General features: G+C 66.8%; 16 protein-coding genes. 5 read left to right on the forward strand and 11 right to left on the reverse strand.

The window, feature by feature from the left end; all coding sequences use genetic code 11:
- Positions 1 to 9: 9 nt before the first annotated feature.
- Positions 10 to 1962, forward strand: a complete 1953-nt coding sequence (locus tag HU772_RS21765; RefSeq protein ID WP_225923070.1) for a pilus assembly protein TadG-related protein — start codon at positions 10 to 12, stop codon at positions 1960 to 1962.
- Here the strand turns inward: HU772_RS21765 and HU772_RS21770 are convergent.
- Both HU772_RS21770 and HU772_RS21775 read right to left on the reverse strand, forming a co-directional pair.
- On the reverse strand, positions 1947 to 4571 hold the full coding sequence (locus HU772_RS21770) for a PAS domain-containing sensor histidine kinase (protein WP_189665125.1): 2625 nt from the start codon (positions 4569 to 4571) through the stop codon (positions 1947 to 1949). The genes HU772_RS21765 and HU772_RS21770 overlap by 16 nt on opposite strands.
- Before the next feature lie 8 nt (positions 4572 to 4579).
- The gene (locus HU772_RS21775) at positions 4580 to 5023 is read right to left on the reverse strand and encodes a TadE/TadG family type IV pilus assembly protein (RefSeq protein ID WP_186662269.1); all 444 of its coding nucleotides are present in this window, start codon (positions 5021 to 5023) and stop codon (positions 4580 to 4582) included.
- Positions 5024 to 5098: 75 nt separating this feature from the next.
- Here HU772_RS21775 and HU772_RS21780 point away from each other — a divergent pair, with 75 nt between their 5' ends.
- The gene (locus tag HU772_RS21780; RefSeq protein ID WP_186662270.1) at positions 5099 to 5569 is read left to right on the forward strand and encodes an A24 family peptidase; all 471 of its coding nucleotides are present in this window, start codon (positions 5099 to 5101) and stop codon (positions 5567 to 5569) included.
- Positions 5570 to 5681: 112 nt separating this feature from the next.
- A complete protein-coding gene (locus HU772_RS21785; RefSeq protein WP_189665126.1) occupies positions 5682 to 6464 on the forward strand; it encodes a response regulator in 783 nt (260 codons plus the stop codon).
- A gap of 21 nt (positions 6465 to 6485) precedes the next feature.
- Here the strand turns inward: HU772_RS21785 and HU772_RS21790 are convergent, their stop codons facing one another.
- The 8 genes from HU772_RS21790 to cpaB form a co-directional block, all read right to left on the reverse strand.
- The gene (locus tag HU772_RS21790) at positions 6486 to 6743 is read right to left on the reverse strand and encodes a DUF3613 domain-containing protein (RefSeq protein ID WP_186662272.1); all 258 of its coding nucleotides are present in this window, start codon (positions 6741 to 6743) and stop codon (positions 6486 to 6488) included.
- A 13-nt stretch (positions 6744 to 6756) separates the two neighbouring features.
- Positions 6757 to 7458 (reverse strand): tetratricopeptide repeat protein, encoded by a 702-nt coding sequence (locus HU772_RS21795; protein WP_186662273.1) that lies wholly within the window; start codon positions 7456 to 7458, stop codon positions 6757 to 6759.
- Positions 7459 to 7548: 90 nt separating this feature from the next.
- On the reverse strand, positions 7549 to 8436 hold the full coding sequence (locus HU772_RS21800) for a type II secretion system F family protein (protein WP_186662274.1): 888 nt from the start codon (positions 8434 to 8436) through the stop codon (positions 7549 to 7551).
- Positions 8437 to 8438: 2 nt separating this feature from the next.
- On the reverse strand, positions 8439 to 9317 hold the full coding sequence (locus HU772_RS21805; RefSeq protein WP_186662275.1) for a type II secretion system F family protein: 879 nt from the start codon (positions 9315 to 9317) through the stop codon (positions 8439 to 8441).
- On the reverse strand, positions 9317 to 10573 hold the full coding sequence (locus HU772_RS21810) for a TadA family conjugal transfer-associated ATPase (RefSeq protein ID WP_186662276.1): 1257 nt from the start codon (positions 10571 to 10573) through the stop codon (positions 9317 to 9319). Before HU772_RS21810 ends, HU772_RS21805 begins: the two co-directional genes overlap by 1 nt.
- Positions 10570 to 11760: a CpaE/TadZ family protein gene (locus HU772_RS21815; protein ID WP_186662277.1), complete on the reverse strand. Its 1191-nt coding sequence runs from the start codon at positions 11758 to 11760 to the stop codon at positions 10570 to 10572. Before HU772_RS21815 ends, HU772_RS21810 begins: the two co-directional genes overlap by 4 nt.
- Positions 11757 to 12989, reverse strand: a complete 1233-nt coding sequence (locus HU772_RS21820) for a type II and III secretion system protein family protein (RefSeq protein ID WP_186662278.1) — start codon at positions 12987 to 12989, stop codon at positions 11757 to 11759. Before HU772_RS21820 ends, HU772_RS21815 begins: the two co-directional genes overlap by 4 nt.
- Positions 12990 to 13007: 18 nt before the next feature.
- Entirely contained in the window at positions 13008 to 13955 is a 948-nt protein-coding gene (gene cpaB, locus HU772_RS21825) for a Flp pilus assembly protein CpaB (RefSeq protein WP_186662279.1), read from the reverse strand.
- 290 nt (positions 13956 to 14245) lie between these two features.
- Here cpaB and HU772_RS21830 point away from each other — a divergent pair, with 290 nt between their 5' ends.
- A complete protein-coding gene (locus HU772_RS21830; protein WP_186662280.1) occupies positions 14246 to 14428 on the forward strand; it encodes a Flp family type IVb pilin in 183 nt (60 codons plus the stop codon).
- Between the two features lie 46 nt (positions 14429 to 14474).
- Entirely contained in the window at positions 14475 to 14882 is a 408-nt protein-coding gene (locus tag HU772_RS21835) for a response regulator (protein WP_186662281.1), read from the forward strand.
- A 9-nt stretch (positions 14883 to 14891) separates the two neighbouring features.
- On the opposite strand, the gene HU772_RS21840 is transcribed toward HU772_RS21835, so the two are convergent.
- A complete protein-coding gene (locus tag HU772_RS21840) occupies positions 14892 to 16559 on the reverse strand; it encodes a ShlB/FhaC/HecB family hemolysin secretion/activation protein (RefSeq protein WP_186662282.1) in 1668 nt (555 codons plus the stop codon).
- Positions 16560 to 16654: the final 95 nt, after the last annotated feature.

Raw genomic sequence — 16654 nt, forward strand, 5'->3', positions numbered from 1 at the left:
GGAGTGCCCGTGGTTACCCGTTCCGCTGTGCGCCAACGCGGCGCGATCGGCCTGATGGCCGTCTTGACCCTCGGCCTGGCCCTGGTGTTCATGCTGCTGACTGTCGACGGCGGGCGGCTTTACCTGGAGCAGCGCAAGCTCCAGCGCATCGCCGATATGGCGGCCCTGGAGGCCGCGGAACATGGCGGCCAGTGCGGCGGCAGCGGCACCCAGGCCAGCACCCTGGCACGCACCGCGGCCACCCGCAACGGCCATTCCCCGCTCAACCCGCTGACCGCCAGCTGCGGTTACTTGCGCACCGGCAACAACAACCTGCGCACCTTCATCGCCGACGCCACGCGCCATGAGGCGATCAAGGTCGAAGTCAGCAACGTCGTGGTCACCAGTGTGGCCGGTGGGGTCTATGCCCTGGTACAAGGCGGCGCGCTGGCGCGGACCACCACCCTGCATGCCAGCGCGGTGGCTGCCAACCCCGGCCCACCCCAGGCGATGCTGAGCATTCGCACCACGCTGGCCACGGTCAACTCGAACCAGGGTTCGCTGCTCAATGGCTTGCTCAAGGCCCTCGGCGGCTCGACGCAAATCGACCTGCTCGGCTGGCAAGGCATCGCCACGACCCGCCTCAACCTGCTGCACTACCTCGATCAGCTGGCAATCGACCTGAACTTGAAAGTGGGCGACTACCAGCAGCTGCTGAACCTCGACACCAGCGCCACTGTCTTGCTGCAAGCGGCGGTCAAGGTGCTGCAGCAAAGCGGCGCCGCCGCCGATGTGATCACCAACCTGGGCAAGGTGGCGCTGGACCTGCCTGCCGGCGGCTTGCGCCTGGGCGAGCTGCTGGACCTGCAGAATGGCACCGCCCAGGCCGGCCTGGATGCCAGCATCCAGCTGCTACAACTGGTGCAGGGGGTGATCCAGCTGGCGGCCAGCGAACGGGCGGTGAACGCCGATCTGCCGATCAGTGTGCTTGGCCTGGCCAATGGCCGGGTACAACTGCGGGTGATCGAGCCCCAGCAGATTTCCTCGGTGGGTGATCCTCGCAGCGACGCGCTGCGCGTGCACACCGCCCAGGTCCGCGCCCTGGTATCCCTCGACCTGCCGCTGCTGAGCGGCATCGCCGGCCTGCTCAACGCCGTGCTGGACCTGGCGGCGCCACTGACCAACGTGCTCAACAACCTGCTTAGCCTCAACCTGCTGGGCACCGTGCAATCGCTGACCTGCGCCCTGGGCGTGCCGTGCAAGGTCAGTGACATCAAGTTGCTGGACACCCAGGTGCATATCGACATCGGCCTGGAGGTCGCCGAGGGCACCAGCCGCCTACGCCCGGCACCGCCCGACAACTACAGTTGCACGCCCAGGAGCCTGACCACCCTCACCCAGCGCTCGGCGGCGAAGATCGCCATCGGCAAGTTCGACTCACCCGCGGACTTCCTCAGCAACGGCACCGCCGTGGTCAAGGCACTGCCGCTGATCGACATCGGCACCAATACCTGCAGCCGTCTGCTGATCCTGCCGCCGTCCTGCGGCACCCGGGTGCCCTATGCCGGCGGTGGCATCGGCCTGAGGGTCGACGCCAAGGTGCTGGGCAGCGGGCCCACCGAGAAAGCCCTGGTGTTCGCCCGGACGACGCCGACCTGGGAAATTGGCGACGAGCCGTTCTTCCAACGCATGGACAACGACTCGACACAGGTGGTCGCCAGCCTTACCGATACCTTGGCCGGGATTCATCTGGAAGCCTACCGGCCCACCGCGAACAGCGGGTTGGGCCAGGTGCTGGTGCTGACCGCCGGGTTGCTGGACGGGGTGAAGAACATCCTCGAGCCACTGATCAAGAACCTGCTCAGCCCACTGCTCGACCCGCTGCTCAACACCTTGCTCAAGGTGCTGGGCATCGACCTGCTCAATGCCGAGGTCGGCGCCAACCTCAGTTGCACCAGCGGCCACGCTCAGCTGGTGATGTGAAGCGGTAGCTCGATACAGAAACAAGCCCCTTCACCGGCGTTGGCCACCGTCAAGCTGCCACCCATGTGGGCGACGATGCCGTGGCTGACCGACAGCCCGAGCCCGGTCCCGACCCCAGCGGGCTTGGTGGTGAAGAAGGGCTCGAAGATGCGCTCATGCAACAGCGGATCGATGCCGCCAGCGTTGTCGTCCACCAGCAGGCGTACACACTGCCGGTCGAGCAACTGGCGCACGCGGATCCACGGCTGTGCGCGACCCTGCTCGAGCAAGGCATCGCGGGCATTGACCAGCAAGTTGATCAGCACCTGCTCCAGCTGGTCCTGATGCCCAAGCACCTGTGGCTGCTCGCCGGGGCATTCGAGCCGCAACGCCACGCCCTTGCCGCGCAAGCCTTCCTCCAGCAATGCCCGGGCCCCTTCAACCGCGGCCCAGGCACGGAACGGCACATGTTCGAGCGCCGAACGCCGGCCATACACACGCATGTGCTCCACCAACCGCGCGGCGCGCTCGACCTGCGCCTCGATACGGCGCAGCTTGTCCTCCAGGTAGGCCGGGTCGGCTACGCCGTTTTCCAGACGTTTGAGGGTATTGGCCACCGCCATGCGCATCACGTTGAGCGGTTGGTTGATCTCGTGCACCAGGCCGGTGGCCAGCTCACCGAGGGTGGCCATCTTGGCCCCTTGCAGCAGCTGCTGCTGGCTGCGCCGAACCTCAGTGTTGTCGCGCCCCACGGCCTGGACCTCGAGCAAGCGTCCGGCGTCATCGAACAAACCGCGCTCGGCCCACACCCACCAGGCATGCTCGCGCCCCGGCAGCTGCAGGCAGATTTCCGCGCTGCTCAACGGCTGTTCCGGGGTGAGCGTGCGCAAGCGCGACACAAAGGCTTCGCGTTGGCCAGCGGACAACCACTGCCCCAGGTCGGCGCCTTCCAGCTGTGCCGGTGTGCAGCCCAGGTAGTCGGCCAATGGCCGGTTGCCGAACAGCACGGTCAAGTCCGGGCGGTAACGGCAGATCATCGCCGGCGAATCCTCCACCAGCACCCGGTAGCGCTCTTCGCTCTGGCGCATGCGCTCGGCCGCCTCGGTGGCCTCGCTGACATCCAGCCACAGGCCAACCACCTCCACCGGCTGGCCGAGGTCGTCGCGCAGCAAGCGCGCTTCATCGAGCATCCAGTGGTAGCCGCCCAACTGGTCGCGCAGCCGATAGCGACACCGCACCTGGCCTTCGCGCAACAAGTCGCGGGTGCGCTGCAGCCATAGCGCGCGGTCGTCCGGATGCACCGCCAGGCCGGGCTGGCGCGCCTGTTCGCTGTCCGCCGCCCAGCCCAGCAACGGCGCCAGGCTGGCACTGAAGAAGGTGCTGTGCAGCGCGCCCTCGGCATAGTGCTGTACGTAGATCACCGCAGGCGAGCTGGCGATCAGGTTTTCCAGCCGCGCCCGGGCAGCGCCGGCCTGCTGTTCCTGGGCCTTGAGGGCACTGATGTCGAGCAGGAAGCCACGGACCTGGCCGCCGCGCCCATGGCCAGCCCAGTGCAGCCAGCGGGGCGCCTGCTGACTGTCGCCGGTCAGTAGGCGCAGGTTCAGGCCCAGCACCTGCCCTTCGCGGGCCTGGGCCAACGCCAGCTGCGCCGGCTCGCGGTCGGCCGGGTGCAGATGCGCCAGCCACTGCGGCTCGCTGATCCGGGATGGCAGCGCGAGGGTGCGGGCCAGGGCCGGGTCCAGTTGCAGGTCGCCCTGCGCCGGCCATTGCCACCAGCCCGCGCCCAATTGCTGCTGCAAGTCGTCCAGATGGCCGGCCTGCTCATGCAACTGCTGGCGCCGATGGCGAACCAGCAAAGGTTCGATCAGGGTACGCGCCAGGGCCAGGGCCATGTCGGCCGGCGGCGCCTGGGGAGCGCCGGCGCACAGCAGCCATGCCTCGGCGTCCTGGCCCAATCGGCACGGCACCATGAACAGCGAGATGCCGCCGCACAGGGCCAGCAACTCCTGGTCGTCATTGGCCTCGACCAGGCCCTGGGCCGACAACGCCTGCAACCGCGCCTGCAAGACCTGCTCGGCGGGCCAGGGCCAGGCGCCCTCGCTGCTGACATAGTGACGCCAGCCCTCGGCCTCGCGCAGCATCAGGCGCAACGACCTGGCCTGCCAATGATCGGCCAGTACCTGCAATTGCTCCTGGGTGGTCTGCGCCAAGCGTGAAACCCCGCATTCACGCAGGGCGTGGCCGATCTCGCCGAGCAAGGGGCGCTGGCGGTCCCAGCGCTGCTCGCGCAGCAAGTCGCCGATATCGAACAGCTGCAACAGCCAGCCCTGGGCCTGGCGCAGCAGCCAGCCGCGGGTGTGCAGGGCATGGCCCATGACCGTGTGAAAATCCAGGTCCAGCGGCTGGCCCTGCCAATCGGCGGGCTCGCCCTCGAGCACCAGCCAACTGTGCCGTAGCAAATAGTCGTGCACCTGCGCGCCAGGCTGACCCGGCAGTGCCAGCAAGGTGCGCAGCGGGCCGGCCAGGCGCAGCACCCGCGCCTGGTCATCGAGCCACAGTTGCAGGCCGACCGCCGCAGGCGCCTGCGGTTCGGCAACAGCCGTGGGCGCCGTGCGCCAGCGATCGAACAAGCCACCACTCACAGTTGCAGGCTCGCCGTGGCCTGCAGGCGTGCAGGCAGCTTCGGCACCTCGCCCACCAGCGGCAGCACCAGGGTCGGCAAGACCCGGGTGAGGCGGTCGCGCGGATAGTCGATAACCACTGTCAGCACCTTGTCGGCACCGACGCTGACCCGGGTATCGGTGATCACGCTGAAGCCCAGGGCGTTGGGCATCCACGCCAATTGCTGGCCAATCACCTGGCGGGCCACGCCCTGCACATCCAGCGCGTAGGTCTGGCTGCTCGGGTCCACCGCCACGCAGCGGCGCACCGCCTCGCTGCTGGCCTGGTTGAAGGACTGCAGCATCAGCATCGGCAGGGCATAGCTGACCAGGCCATAGAACACCGCGAAGAACACCATGAATACCGCGACAAACTCGATGGCTGCCGCGCCTTTTTGCTGTCGCGCCGGGCTTGCTTTCATGATCGCGTCTACCCTGACTCTGAGACCTGAGTGAAAGCATAGATCCGTTCAACGAATAGGGATGGCCATTTGCCAATGCACAGCATTGTTCTCCTGATGTGGCTTGCCTTGTGCACCGAACAAGATGTCCGTGAACGACAGATCTCCAACAGCCTCACCCTCGGTGTGGCCGCCTGTGCGCTGGTCTGGCTGTTCGCCACCGGGCGCAGCTGGATCGGCGCCGAGGCCAGCGAGGCGGGTTGGGCGCTGGCCATCGTCATGCTGCTCACCCTGCCCGGCTACATGCTTGGCCGGTTCGGCGCAGGCGACGTCAAGCTGATGGGTGCCCTGGCCCTGGCCACCAGCCCGCAATATGTGCTCGGCACCTTCATCGGCGCCGGGGTCACGGTCGTGGCCTGGCTGCTCAGCCGTCGCCGCCTGTGGACCCTGCTCAATCCCAAGGTGAAGAAACGCTTGCAGGCGCTGGCCGAACAAGTCGGCGACAAGCAGCCGTTCGCCCCTTATGTGCTGGCCGGCTTCCTGCTGACCGCCGTCTGGATCCAATAATCGACCGTACGGTCGGATGCAGGACAAGGCCGATGTACATAATTGCAAAGTGCGACTACTTTTCTACCTGCCGGAGCGCCTGGCCCGGGAGCAGGGCCGATACAACAGGGAGTTGATCGTGAACAAGTCCGTCAGTGAGGTGAAGATTCTGGTTGTCGACGACCAGCCGCTGATCGTCGAAGAGTTGTGCGAGTTCCTCGAACGCGAGGGTTATCGCTGTGTCCCGGCCCATTCCACGGGCCAGGCCATCGACTGCTACAAGGCCGACGAAACCATCGGCCTGGTGCTGTGCGACCTGCACATGCCCGAGCGCGATGGCATCGAGCTGGTCCGCGCCTTGAAGCAGATCACCGGAGCACAGCGGATGTTCGAGGCGATCATGCTGACTGGCCGTGCCGACAAGCAGGATGTGATCCGCGCGCTGCGCGAAGGCTTCGCCGATTACTACCAGAAACCCATGGACCTGGACGAACTGCTCGAGGGCGTGCGCCGCCAGGAGGCCGCGCTGCTGGAGCGGCGCCGCAATTTCCGCGAACTGGGTAGCCTCAACCAGCGTCTGCAGGAGCTGGCCGAATCCATCGACGACCTTTACCAGGACCTGGAAAAAGCCCGCGGCCAAGGTGCCCACCGGCGCGCCACCGATGTCGAGGAGAGCGAGCAGGAATTGCCGGCGGCGTTCGAGAAGCTGTCACCGCGGCAGCTGGAAGTCGCCCGGCTGGTGAGCAAGGGCAAGACCAACTACCAGATCGCCTGCGAGCTGGGCATCACCGAAAACACCGTGAAGCTCTACGTGTCACAGGTACTGCGCCTGACCCACATGCACAACCGCACGCAGCTGGCGCTGGCGATGGCACCGCGTACGTCGCCGGTGCACCAGCGCTTTACCACGCACTGAGGGGCGCCTGCGCCAGCCGCATCAACCGCCATTGTTCGATGAACTGATCTTGGTCCAGCGGTAGAAGTCCGGAATCGCATACTTGTAGCTGTCCAGCCAGCGCTGCATGGCCTGGTCACGCTCCTTGTCGGTCTGCACCTGGCGCACCGGGGACGCCTGGCGGTTGCTCGCCTGCACCTGCAACAACGCTTCGGTGGCGGTTTGTGCCTGCGGCGGGTCGTCGGCCATGGCCAGCAGGGGGGTAATGACACACGCCAGAACGATGCTTGGCTTGAACATGCTCACCTCCAGGTCAATTGAGCGTTGCCGCCGATGGCGTTCCCGTCAGCGCCAGCGGCCCACGCCCGCTGGCCCGGATGCGCTGCGCCCGGGCCTGGGCCTCGGCGAACTGCGCCGGCTGCAAGTGCAGGCGCTTGACCAGGTCCTCGGCCTGGTCCCAGTGATCCTGCAGCAACGACAAGGTCACCAGGTTCACCGCAGGCAAGGGGTTGTCGTCCCTGAGTTCGATGGCGGTGAGGAACTCGAAGCGCGCCTGCTCGTGATTGCCCAGGTTCATCTGCACCACGCCCAGGTCGTTGCGTACTTTTTCATCGGTGGGCGCCAGGCGCGCCGCCCGTTGCAGGTTGCGCAGGGCCTGGACGTCGTCGCCACGGGCCGCGGCCAACTGCCCCAGGCCATGCTCGCCTTCGGCCGCCAGGCAGCCGCCGAGCAGGCTGCGGTACAGCGGCTCGGCCTCGCCGCGGCCAAGCAGGCGCAACACCTTGGCCTTGCGCAGACGCACCTGGTCGAGGGTGTCGGGCAATTGCTCGAGGTGGGCAAGCCCGGCGTGGGGGCGGCCTTCGTTGATCATCTGGTCGGCCATGTCCAGGCTCAGTTGCTGGTCGGCATCAGGCTTGCCGCAGCTGCCGCCAAACAGGTGGGCCAAGCCATCGGGTTGCTGACCGGCGCAACCGGCGAGCAGTAGCAGACTGCTGAACAACAGGATCGCTTTCATTGCCCTTCTCCCTTTCACTGCACCGCTCTCATGCAACAAACGTCACGCTTTCATTGAGGGTGACCTGTGGAAGCGAACAGTCCCCCGCGTTCACGACCCCAATGCCCGCGCCAACGCGGAAAAACCCGGCCCGGCCAGGACGATGAGCAAGGCCGGGAACAAAAACACCATCATCACCGCCGACATCTTCGCCGACATCTTCGACACCCGCTCCTGCAAGCCGGTCAGGCGTCGGTCGTCGAGCAGCTCCTTGAGCGCCAGCAGCGACTTCATCGAACCACTGCCCTGCACCAGCAACTGCTGCAAGATCACGCAGGTGTCGATCAATTCATCCACCGCCAGCAGCCGCGCGCTCTTCTCCAACTCCGGTCCCAGGGCCAGGCCCGAATCTACCCGCTGCAACACCAGGCGCAGCTCGTCACTGATGTTCGGCACTAGGCTGCGGCCCTCGTGGGCCAATACCCGCAAGGCCTGCTCCACGGCCAGGCCGGTCTCGAACAGGATGCGCAACAACGGGATCAACAAGCTGACTTCCGCGGCGATCTGCCGCTGCCGGCGTGCCGCCGCGACCGCCAGCAGGCGCTTGGGCAACAGGTAGCCCGCCCCCAGGGCGCACAGCACCAGCACGCTCCAGTGCCCACGGCTCTCCCCCGGCACGCCGTGCGCCAGCAACACCACCACGCCCACCGCCAGCAACGGCAACCCCAACTGCACGGCGGCGAACAACGCCCGCTGCCGGCTGCGTCGCCAGCCGAGCCGATCGAGCAAGGCCTGGGTCTCGCCATCGAGCCGCTGCAGGCGCCGCCCCAACGGGCTGCTGCCCAGCCACTGCAACCAGTCGCCCAGGCGTTCATCGCGTCCCAGACGCCCCTGCAAACGCCGCTGCACCCGCTGGCGAGCCTGCACCTGGCGCGCGGCCTGCCAGGCCAGCAAGGCGAAACCGGCGAACAGGCACAGGGCGCAGAGCAACAGGGCCATGTTCACAAACTCCTCATCATGCGCCACAGCACCAGGCAGCCAACGGCCTGCAGGGCGAAGGCGAACAGCAGCATCATCTGCCCGCTGCCATCGCGCCACATGGCCAGCAGGTAACCGGGGTTAGCGATCAGGAAGTAGCCGACCATCGCCATCGGCAGCGCGCCGAGGATCCACGCGGTGATGCGCGTCTCACCGGTCATCGCGCGCAGTTGGCGGTCGCCTTGCTCGTGCTCGCGAATCAGCTTGATCAGGTTTTCCAGCAGCTCGCTGGCGTTGCCACCATGGCGCTGGTTGATGCGCAGACCCAGGGCGAACATGCGCAGCTCGGCCTGGCCGTAGAGTTCGGCCAGTTCACTGACCGCGTCCTCCAGCGGCACGCCCAGCTGCACGTTGCGCCGCACCCGCAGCATTGCTGAGCGCAGCGGTTCACGGGTGCTGTCGACACCGCCGAGCACTGCCTCGCTGAGGGTGCGCCCGGCCTTGAGGCTGCGCACGCTGTAGTCGAGCAACCCCGGCAGTTGCTGGATGATCCGCTGCAAGCGACGGCGGCAACGCCAGCTCAGGTACAGGTGCCCCAGCAGCGGCAGGCCGAGCAGAACCATCAACGCCGCCACCCAGCCGCCAGCCAAGCCCGCCAGCAGGGTCGACGCCAGCCAGGCCGCCAGCCACGGGCGCGGCGAAAAGTCGGCGTGGGCCAAACCGGCGCGCTGCAACAGTGGATCGAGCCAGTCACGCCGGGCGTTGCCGCTGCGCACGGCACGATAGGCGCGGCCCAGACGCTGGAGGATGCGTTCCTCGCCCCGCTTGTACAGGCCCAGGCGCAACAGCAGCAACGCCATGCCCAGGCACAGCGGGGCCAACGCCAGCAGCAGCGGCCCCATTACAGCACCCCCTCGTGGCGCAGCTTGCTGCCCGCCGGGTTCGGCGCCTCGCGCAGAAAGCCATCGCCGCTGCACCGGTCGAGGCGGAACAGGGTGTTGGTGACATACACATCGTCGCGCACGCCGACCACCTCCAACACCTCGCTCACGCAGCGCCGGCCGTCGGCCAGGCGGGTCAGCTGGATCACCACGTCCAGGGCGGCGCAGATCATCTGCCGCAGGGTCTTCTCGGCCACCTGGCGCCCGGTGAGACCCACCAGGGTTTCCAGGCGCAACAAGGCATCCTGGGCGGTGTTGGCGTGCACCGTGCTCATCGAGCCGTCATGGCCGGTGTTCATCGCGGTCATCACATCGAGCACCTCGGCGCCGCGGATCTCGCCGAGGATGATGCGGTCGGGGCGCATGCGCAGGGCGTTGCGGATCAGCTCGCTGGCCTTGATCTCGCCATGCCCTTCGGCATTCGGCGGGCGGGTCTCCAGGCGCACCACATGCGGATGGTGCAGTTGCAGCTCGGCCACATCCTCGATGGTCACCAGACGCTCCTGGGGCGCGATCATCTGGCTGAGGATGTTCAACAGCGTGGTCTTGCCGGTGCCGGTGCCGCCACTGACGAGAATATTGCAGCGCCGGCCCACGGCCCGTTCAAGGAAATCGTAGATGGCCTGGTCGATGGCCCGGGTGGCCAGCAGGTCGGCGCTCTTGAGCATGTCCTGGCGAAACTTGCGAATCGACAGGCAGGGCCCGTCCAACGCCACCGGCGGGATGATGGCGTTGACCCGGCTGCCATCGGGCATGCGCGCGTCGACCATCGGCGACGACTCGTCCAGGCGTCGGCCCAGCGGCGCCAGAATGCGCTGCATCACTCGCTCGACATGGTGCGCGTCGATGAAGCGCAGGTCGGTCTGCTGCAGCAACCCGGCACGCTCGACGAACACCCGGTACGGGCCGTTGACCAGGATCTCGGTGACACTCGGGTCACGCAACAGCACTTCCAACGGCCCATAGCCGGTCAGTTCGTCGACGATCTCCTCGGCCAGGCGCTCCATTTCGTAACGCGACAACGCCAGGCGCAGCCGTGCCACGTAGTCGCCCACCTGTTCGAGGATGAATTGCGCTAGCGCCGGTCGTGGGCCTTCGAGCAGGTTGCGGCCGCTGTCCTCGATGGCATCGATGACATGCCGGTGCAAGGCGCGCTTGAGCACCTGCGGGTCGCTCGCCGCATGGCGGGGCCCGCCGAACGGTTCCTCGAGGCTCATCGGTTGCCCCACAGCCGGCGCAGCCAGGCATGGGCCGGCGGCGCCAGGTTTTCCGAGCGGCGCGCCAGGCGCTCGCCGAGCCCGCGCAGAGCCTGGGTCAGGCCTTCGCGCGGGGCCAGTTCGAACAGGCTCAGGCCTTGGTTCTTGGCGTTCAGGCGGACCTCCGGGCTGTGCGGCATGACATTGAGCAGAGGCAGGCCATAGCGCTTGGCCAGGGTCTCGGCGTCCGGCGCCACATGGCGCAGGTAGCGATCCACCAGCAGGCTGGCATGCTCGAGCTTGATGCCACGGTCACGCCACTGCTCGAGCACGTCCAGGTTGCGCCGGCAATCGAGGATGTTCTGGTCGGTGTACAGGATCAGCTTGTCGCAATGGCTGACGATGGTGCGCAGCGCCTCGCTGTCGGCCTGCCCGGTCAGGTTCACGACGATGTGCTGGAAGTGCTGGCGCAGGGCACCGAGCAGCATGTACAGCTCGGCGGCGCTGGTCTGGCCGAGGGATTCGTCGCTGTCGGCGTAGGCGAGGATACGCAGGCCGCCTTTGTCACGGCTGAAGGCGCTGTCGATCAGGGTCGCGTCGAGCCGGCGCAGGTGACGCAAGGCGTCGCCAAAGTGGAACGAAGCCTCCAGCCCCAGCAACGCCAGGCTGTCGCCGCGCGGCAGGCCGAGGTCGAGCAGCAAGGTCTGCTGGCCGCTGTCCTGTACCACCCGCGCCAGATGGGTGGTGAGCAACGCGCCATCGGCGCCATGCTGGGCGCCGTAGAGCACGGTGAGACCGCCCAGGTTGGGATTGCTGGCCACCGTCGGCAGGCGTTTGCCCAGGCGCCGCACCAATCCGGCCACCTCGCTGGCACGCGAGCCATAGGCGACGAAGTCTCGGGCCCCGGCACGCATGGCGTGCAGCACCAGCTGGTTGTCCATGCCATCGCCCAGGGCGACGATCGCCAGCATCGGCTTGGCCTCCAGCAGGCCTTCGATCAGCGCGCACTGGCCGATCAGTTGCTCGCGGTCCAGGCCGATGAACACCAGGTTGCTGAAGGTCATGTCGACCAGCGCCAGCAACTCATCGAGGCTCGGGTTGCTGGCCCCGATCACTTGGCCGAGGGGCGCCAGGGCGCCCTGCAGCCAGTGCAGGTCTTCCTCGTTGCGGGTCAGGGCCAGGTAGGTGTGGTTCAGGCTCTCGTTCATTGGGACAACCCGCCACGGCTTTCGAGGTTGCCGTTTTCCATGAAGAACAGCCGGCCCCAGCTGGGGTCGTAGGTGCGCAGGCGCTCGCCGGGCAGCTCGGGCAGGCGCGCATTGGCGGCCAATGGCTGGACCAGGTGCGGGGTGACGATCATCAGCAGTTCGGTCTCTTCGCGGTTGAGCGTCGACTGCCGGAAGAACGCACCGATGATCGGCAGGTTGCCCAGGCCTGGCAGCTTGTCCACGTTGGAGCGCACATTGCTGCTGATCAGGCCACTGATGATGAAGCTCTCGCCGTCGGCCAGGGAGATGCTGGTGTCGGTGCGGCGCACGCTCAACCCCGGCACCCGGGTGCCGGCAATGACCACCGCGTTGTTGAAATCAAGCTCGCTGACCTCCGGCGCCACCTTCAGGGTGATGCGGTCGCGGCTGACTACCGTTGGGGTCAGCGCCAGGCGCACGCCGAACTCCTTGTACTCGATCGACACGTTGTCGCTGCCGCTGCTGGGCACCGGAATGGGAATCTCGCCACCGGCCAGGAAACTTGCGGTCAGGCCGCTGAGCACCGTGAGGCTTGGCCGCGCCAGGGTGTAGGCGAAACCGCTGTTTTCCAGGGCGTTGATCATCGCCAGGAAACGCCCGTTGTTGCCGCCCAGGACGATGTTGAACACATCGTCCTTGAGCGGGATGCCCGCGATATCGGTCGGCCGCACCGAGGTCCCGGGCACGGTGCCCGGCGAACCGATCAGGCTGTTGGAGCCCTTGAAGAACAGTCGGGCACCGGCCTCCTTGTACTTGAGTCGGCGCACCTCGACGAAGCGAATATCGGCCTGTACCTGTACCGGAAGGTCCGCCTGCGCCGAAGGCAGTTGCGCGGTCTCGGTCATGTCGGCGCTGGCCCGGCCCTTGACGAACAGCATGGCCCGGTGCGGCTGCGCGGCACAGTGGGTCCACAGCATCAGGCTGGTGCTGCCCTGCCCCACCGCCGTCAGCAGCACCGCCCGTTCGCCGCTGGGCTGGACATCGGCGACCTTCGGCTCGCCCACCGCCGCGCGGGTGATCGTCAGCGGCAGGCGCAGTTCCTGCTGCAGGCCCTGGTCCAGCTCGATCACCGAGGGCAACTGGTCGAAGGCCGCGCAGCCCTTGCCAGCCGCCTGTGCCAGCGGCGCCAGCAGTGCCAGGCCCAGCAGCAGCCACCCAGTGCCTGGGGAGATACGCAAAGAACGTCGCATGCAATGCATCCTTGCCGGTCAGGGAGTCTTGTGGTTGTCGCCGCTCTGCGCGCCGCGAATGATCTGCATGGCGGGCGCACCGCCAGCGGCGATCGCCGCGGAGCTGGCCAGGGGCACCTGGGACAGCTGGCTGAAGCGATAGAGGCTGCGGTTGGCGTTGTCCAGTTGCGCGCTGGCATCCTGGCCGGACCAATAGGCCGCCAGGCGCTGTTCGTCGGCACTGCGCACCGCCAGGCGCAAGGTGCCGGCCTGGGCGGCCAGCATCAGGCGGCTGGCCAGGGCCTCGGGCACGGCCAGGCCGACGGTGCGGGTCGTGTTGCTGCTTAGCGCCTGCTGCTCGCGACGGGCCTTCTGCTCCTCGGCGGTCTGTGCCGGACGCCCATCGTTGGCCAAGCCGGTCTGCTGGTCGACGCTGAGCACGCGCAAGGCGGGCAACACCACCTGGGCGGACGACTGCGGGTTGTTGTTCTCTTCACGCAGGAACAGCAGCACATCGACATAGTCGCCGGGGCGCAGTTGCCCGGCGGCGCCGATCACATCGTCCACCGCCACGGCCACCGCTCGCTCATGGGGGCGGATCATCCGCGCCAGCGGGCCACCGGCCTGAAAGCTCGATTCATCCAGCCAACTGCCCGCCGCCAGCGGCCGCGCACTGCTGCGCCCAAGCGCCTGGTCGATTTGCTGGAAGGCCCCGGCAGGCACGACCTGCAGGCGTTCTACAAGAAGGTCGTCAACGCTCAGTGGGGTATTGGCCGGTACCGCCCGACGCAGCACCACGATGGGCGAGCGCGCAGGCTCTGGAGGGGCGGCGGGGATCACCGGGGCGGGCGCGGCAACTTCATTGGGTGCCATTGGCGGTGCTGCGGGCAGCTCGGCCGGGCGGCTCAGGCGCAGCCCCCAATAGCCGGCCAACAAGGCCGCGAAGAGGAACAGGCCGGCGAGGATCAGGGTCAGGCGACTGCTCATTTGCACGCTCCCTCCACGCCCGAAACCAATGATGGCAAAAAGTAACTATTTCGCTATTGGACGGTAGCTGAGCCGCCATCTTTCGCCATTAGCTGTGCCGTTTTTTTCGAGCCATGAAATTGACGCGCAAACAAAACAGGCACTTGGACTCACTACTTGCGAACAATACTTTTGGATTAATGCCTTGTTACATTTGCAGCCTGCCACGGCTTGGCGATGCTCTGATGGCAAAGGGGTATCACTGAGCCAGCCCCGACTACCGGCGCCCAACGAGCGCAAGGAGCACTGCCATGCTGCTGCAACAGATCCTCATCCATTGCAAAGCCTTCCTGCACAGCAAGGACGGCGCGTCCGGCATCGAGTACGCGGTGATCGCGGCCATGGTCGCGGTGGTGCTGGCCGGGTTCGTCACGCCCATCTCCACCGAGGTCTCGGCGATCATGACCACCATAAAGACCGCGATCACCCAATAACCCCCGGCGGGATGCATGACCCGTAGTCCCTGACCAGGAGCCGACCATGCCCCATTCTTCCTTGCGGCAACAGATCCTGCTGGTGGACGACGAGGAAGAGGCCTTGCTGGAACTGGCCGAGCTGCTGGAGAACGAAGGCTTCAGTTGCCATACCGCCACTTCGGTGAAAGCCGCCCTGCAACAACTGACCCGGCACCCGGACGTGGCGCTGGTGATCACCGACCTGCGCATGCCCGAGGAAAGTGGCATCGGCCTGGTCCGGCGCTTGCGCGAGCACACCGCGCGCCAGCACCTGCCGGTGATCGTCATGTCCGGGCATGCCGACATGGACGATGTCAGCGACCTGCTGCGCCTGCAGGTGCTGGACCTGTTCCGCAAGCCGATCTACCACGCACGCCTGCTCGAGACATTGGAGAACCTGTTTCCCAAGCCGTTGATGCAGGCCGTCAAATAGCGAGCGCTCCTACAGCTGATAACTGAAACTCAGGTTCAGCCGTGGTCGCCGGTTGAGGCTGTCCAGGGCGATGTCCGACATTGGCTTGGCCACCTCGACCGCGATGTTGTAGTGGCGCGCATCGCCAAAGCGCAGCCCCATTGCCGCCGATGACAGCTTGGTGTCCTTCACCGCCAGTTCGTTGAACCAGGCCCGCGCCGTGTCGAGTACCACGTACGGCTGCACGACCTTGAGCCATCCACCGTCACGGTGGACGCTGTAGTTGACCTCATAAGCCAGCCCCCAGCCCTTGTCGCCGGAGCCTTGCTCATTGGGATAACCGCGCCCGAAGTGCTGCCCGCCAAACCATGCCCGCTCGCTGTCGGGCAGGCTGTCGTTGCTCCAGTAGGCCGCCGCCGAGAGCACGCCCTGCCAGTCGTCGGTGAAGTTGTCGCTCTGCACGCCCGCAACCCGCAGGCGCAGAAAGTCCAGGTCGTGGTCGCCATTGCTGTTCGCGCCCAGGCGGTCGAGGCCCTGGTAGACCCCGGCACTGAGGATGCGCAGGCGCCGCGCCTCGGCCTTGTGCCAGTCGCCCTCAAAGGACAGCGCGCGAATGTCGGTCGCGCTGTCCAGGCGCAGCGGAACGCCCATTGCCTGATAGTCGATGCGCTCATCGACCACATAGAAGCGCCCGACCACCTCCAGCCATTCGCTGGGCGAGGCGATCAACGATTGGCTGATGCCCACCGAGTAACGTTCGCTCTCGCGGTGCGGGCTCAGGTCGATGCCGTTGTCCAGGCGCACACGCACCCTGGAATCACTGCGGTAGCGCGAGGCCGACAACAGCAGCCGCGAGCCCTCGGTATCGAGGAACTGGCTGTAGTCGAGACGGTAGTAATGCGCCTTGTCCTCGCCGGGCGGCACCAGCACGCTGGCGCTCAGTTGCTCGGCGAAGCGGGTCTGCGCGTTGCTGCTGGCGCCCAGCAGCGCCTGCAGATCATCGCGGCTGCCGTCGTTGAGGCTCAGTGAGGTGCTGAACGGCGCGCGCGCGACCTGGGCCAGCAGCCGGGTGGCGCCGTCCGTGCTGGCCGGGGGCTGCACCAGGGCCTGGAAGCTCACCCCGGGGATACGCCCGGCCAGGCTGGTATAGCGTTCGAGACTCTCGCGGGTCAGCGGACGCTCGGCCTTTAGCCGGTCCATCAGTTGACCGAGGTAGGCCCGCGCCGCGCCGATATCGCCCTCGATCCGGTAGTCGTGGATATAGCCTTCCACCAGCACCACCCGCACCCGGCCATCGGCGAAGTCCTGGGGTGGCAGGTAGGCGTACGACAGCAAGTAGCCGTCCTGCTGGTAGCGTTGGGTCAGGCGGTGGGTGACCTCGGTCAGCTCGGCGAGGGTCACCTCGCGGCCGATCAGTGACTGGTAGTGCTCGCGCAGGTCGCTCAGGGGGTAGACGGTACCGCCTTCGAAGCGCACCTTGCGCACCGCCACCGGCGTGCCCATCAGCAGCGGTTGGCGGGCGCTGCCAAGGGTGGCTACATGCAAGTTGACGGGGCCGGGACGATAGGCGTCCAGCGGCAGGTTCGGCGCAGGCAGGCAGCGCTCGGTTTCGTTGCTGTTGAGGAAACCCGGCAGGGATTCGGCCCGGGCCAGGCTGGCCATGGACAGCGCCAGCATCGTCACCAGCAATCGGCGCATTCGGACACTCCATGATCCTCAGGTGGCTGGGTGACCGACGCATGGCGCCGGCCGCTCTCACTCACCTTGAGCGTAGCCCGTCGCACCAGCATGTA

Origin of the sequence: Pseudomonas xantholysinigenes, from assembly GCF_014268885.2 — a bacterium.
GTDB lineage: Bacteria > Pseudomonadota > Gammaproteobacteria > Pseudomonadales > Pseudomonadaceae > Aquipseudomonas > Aquipseudomonas xantholysinigenes.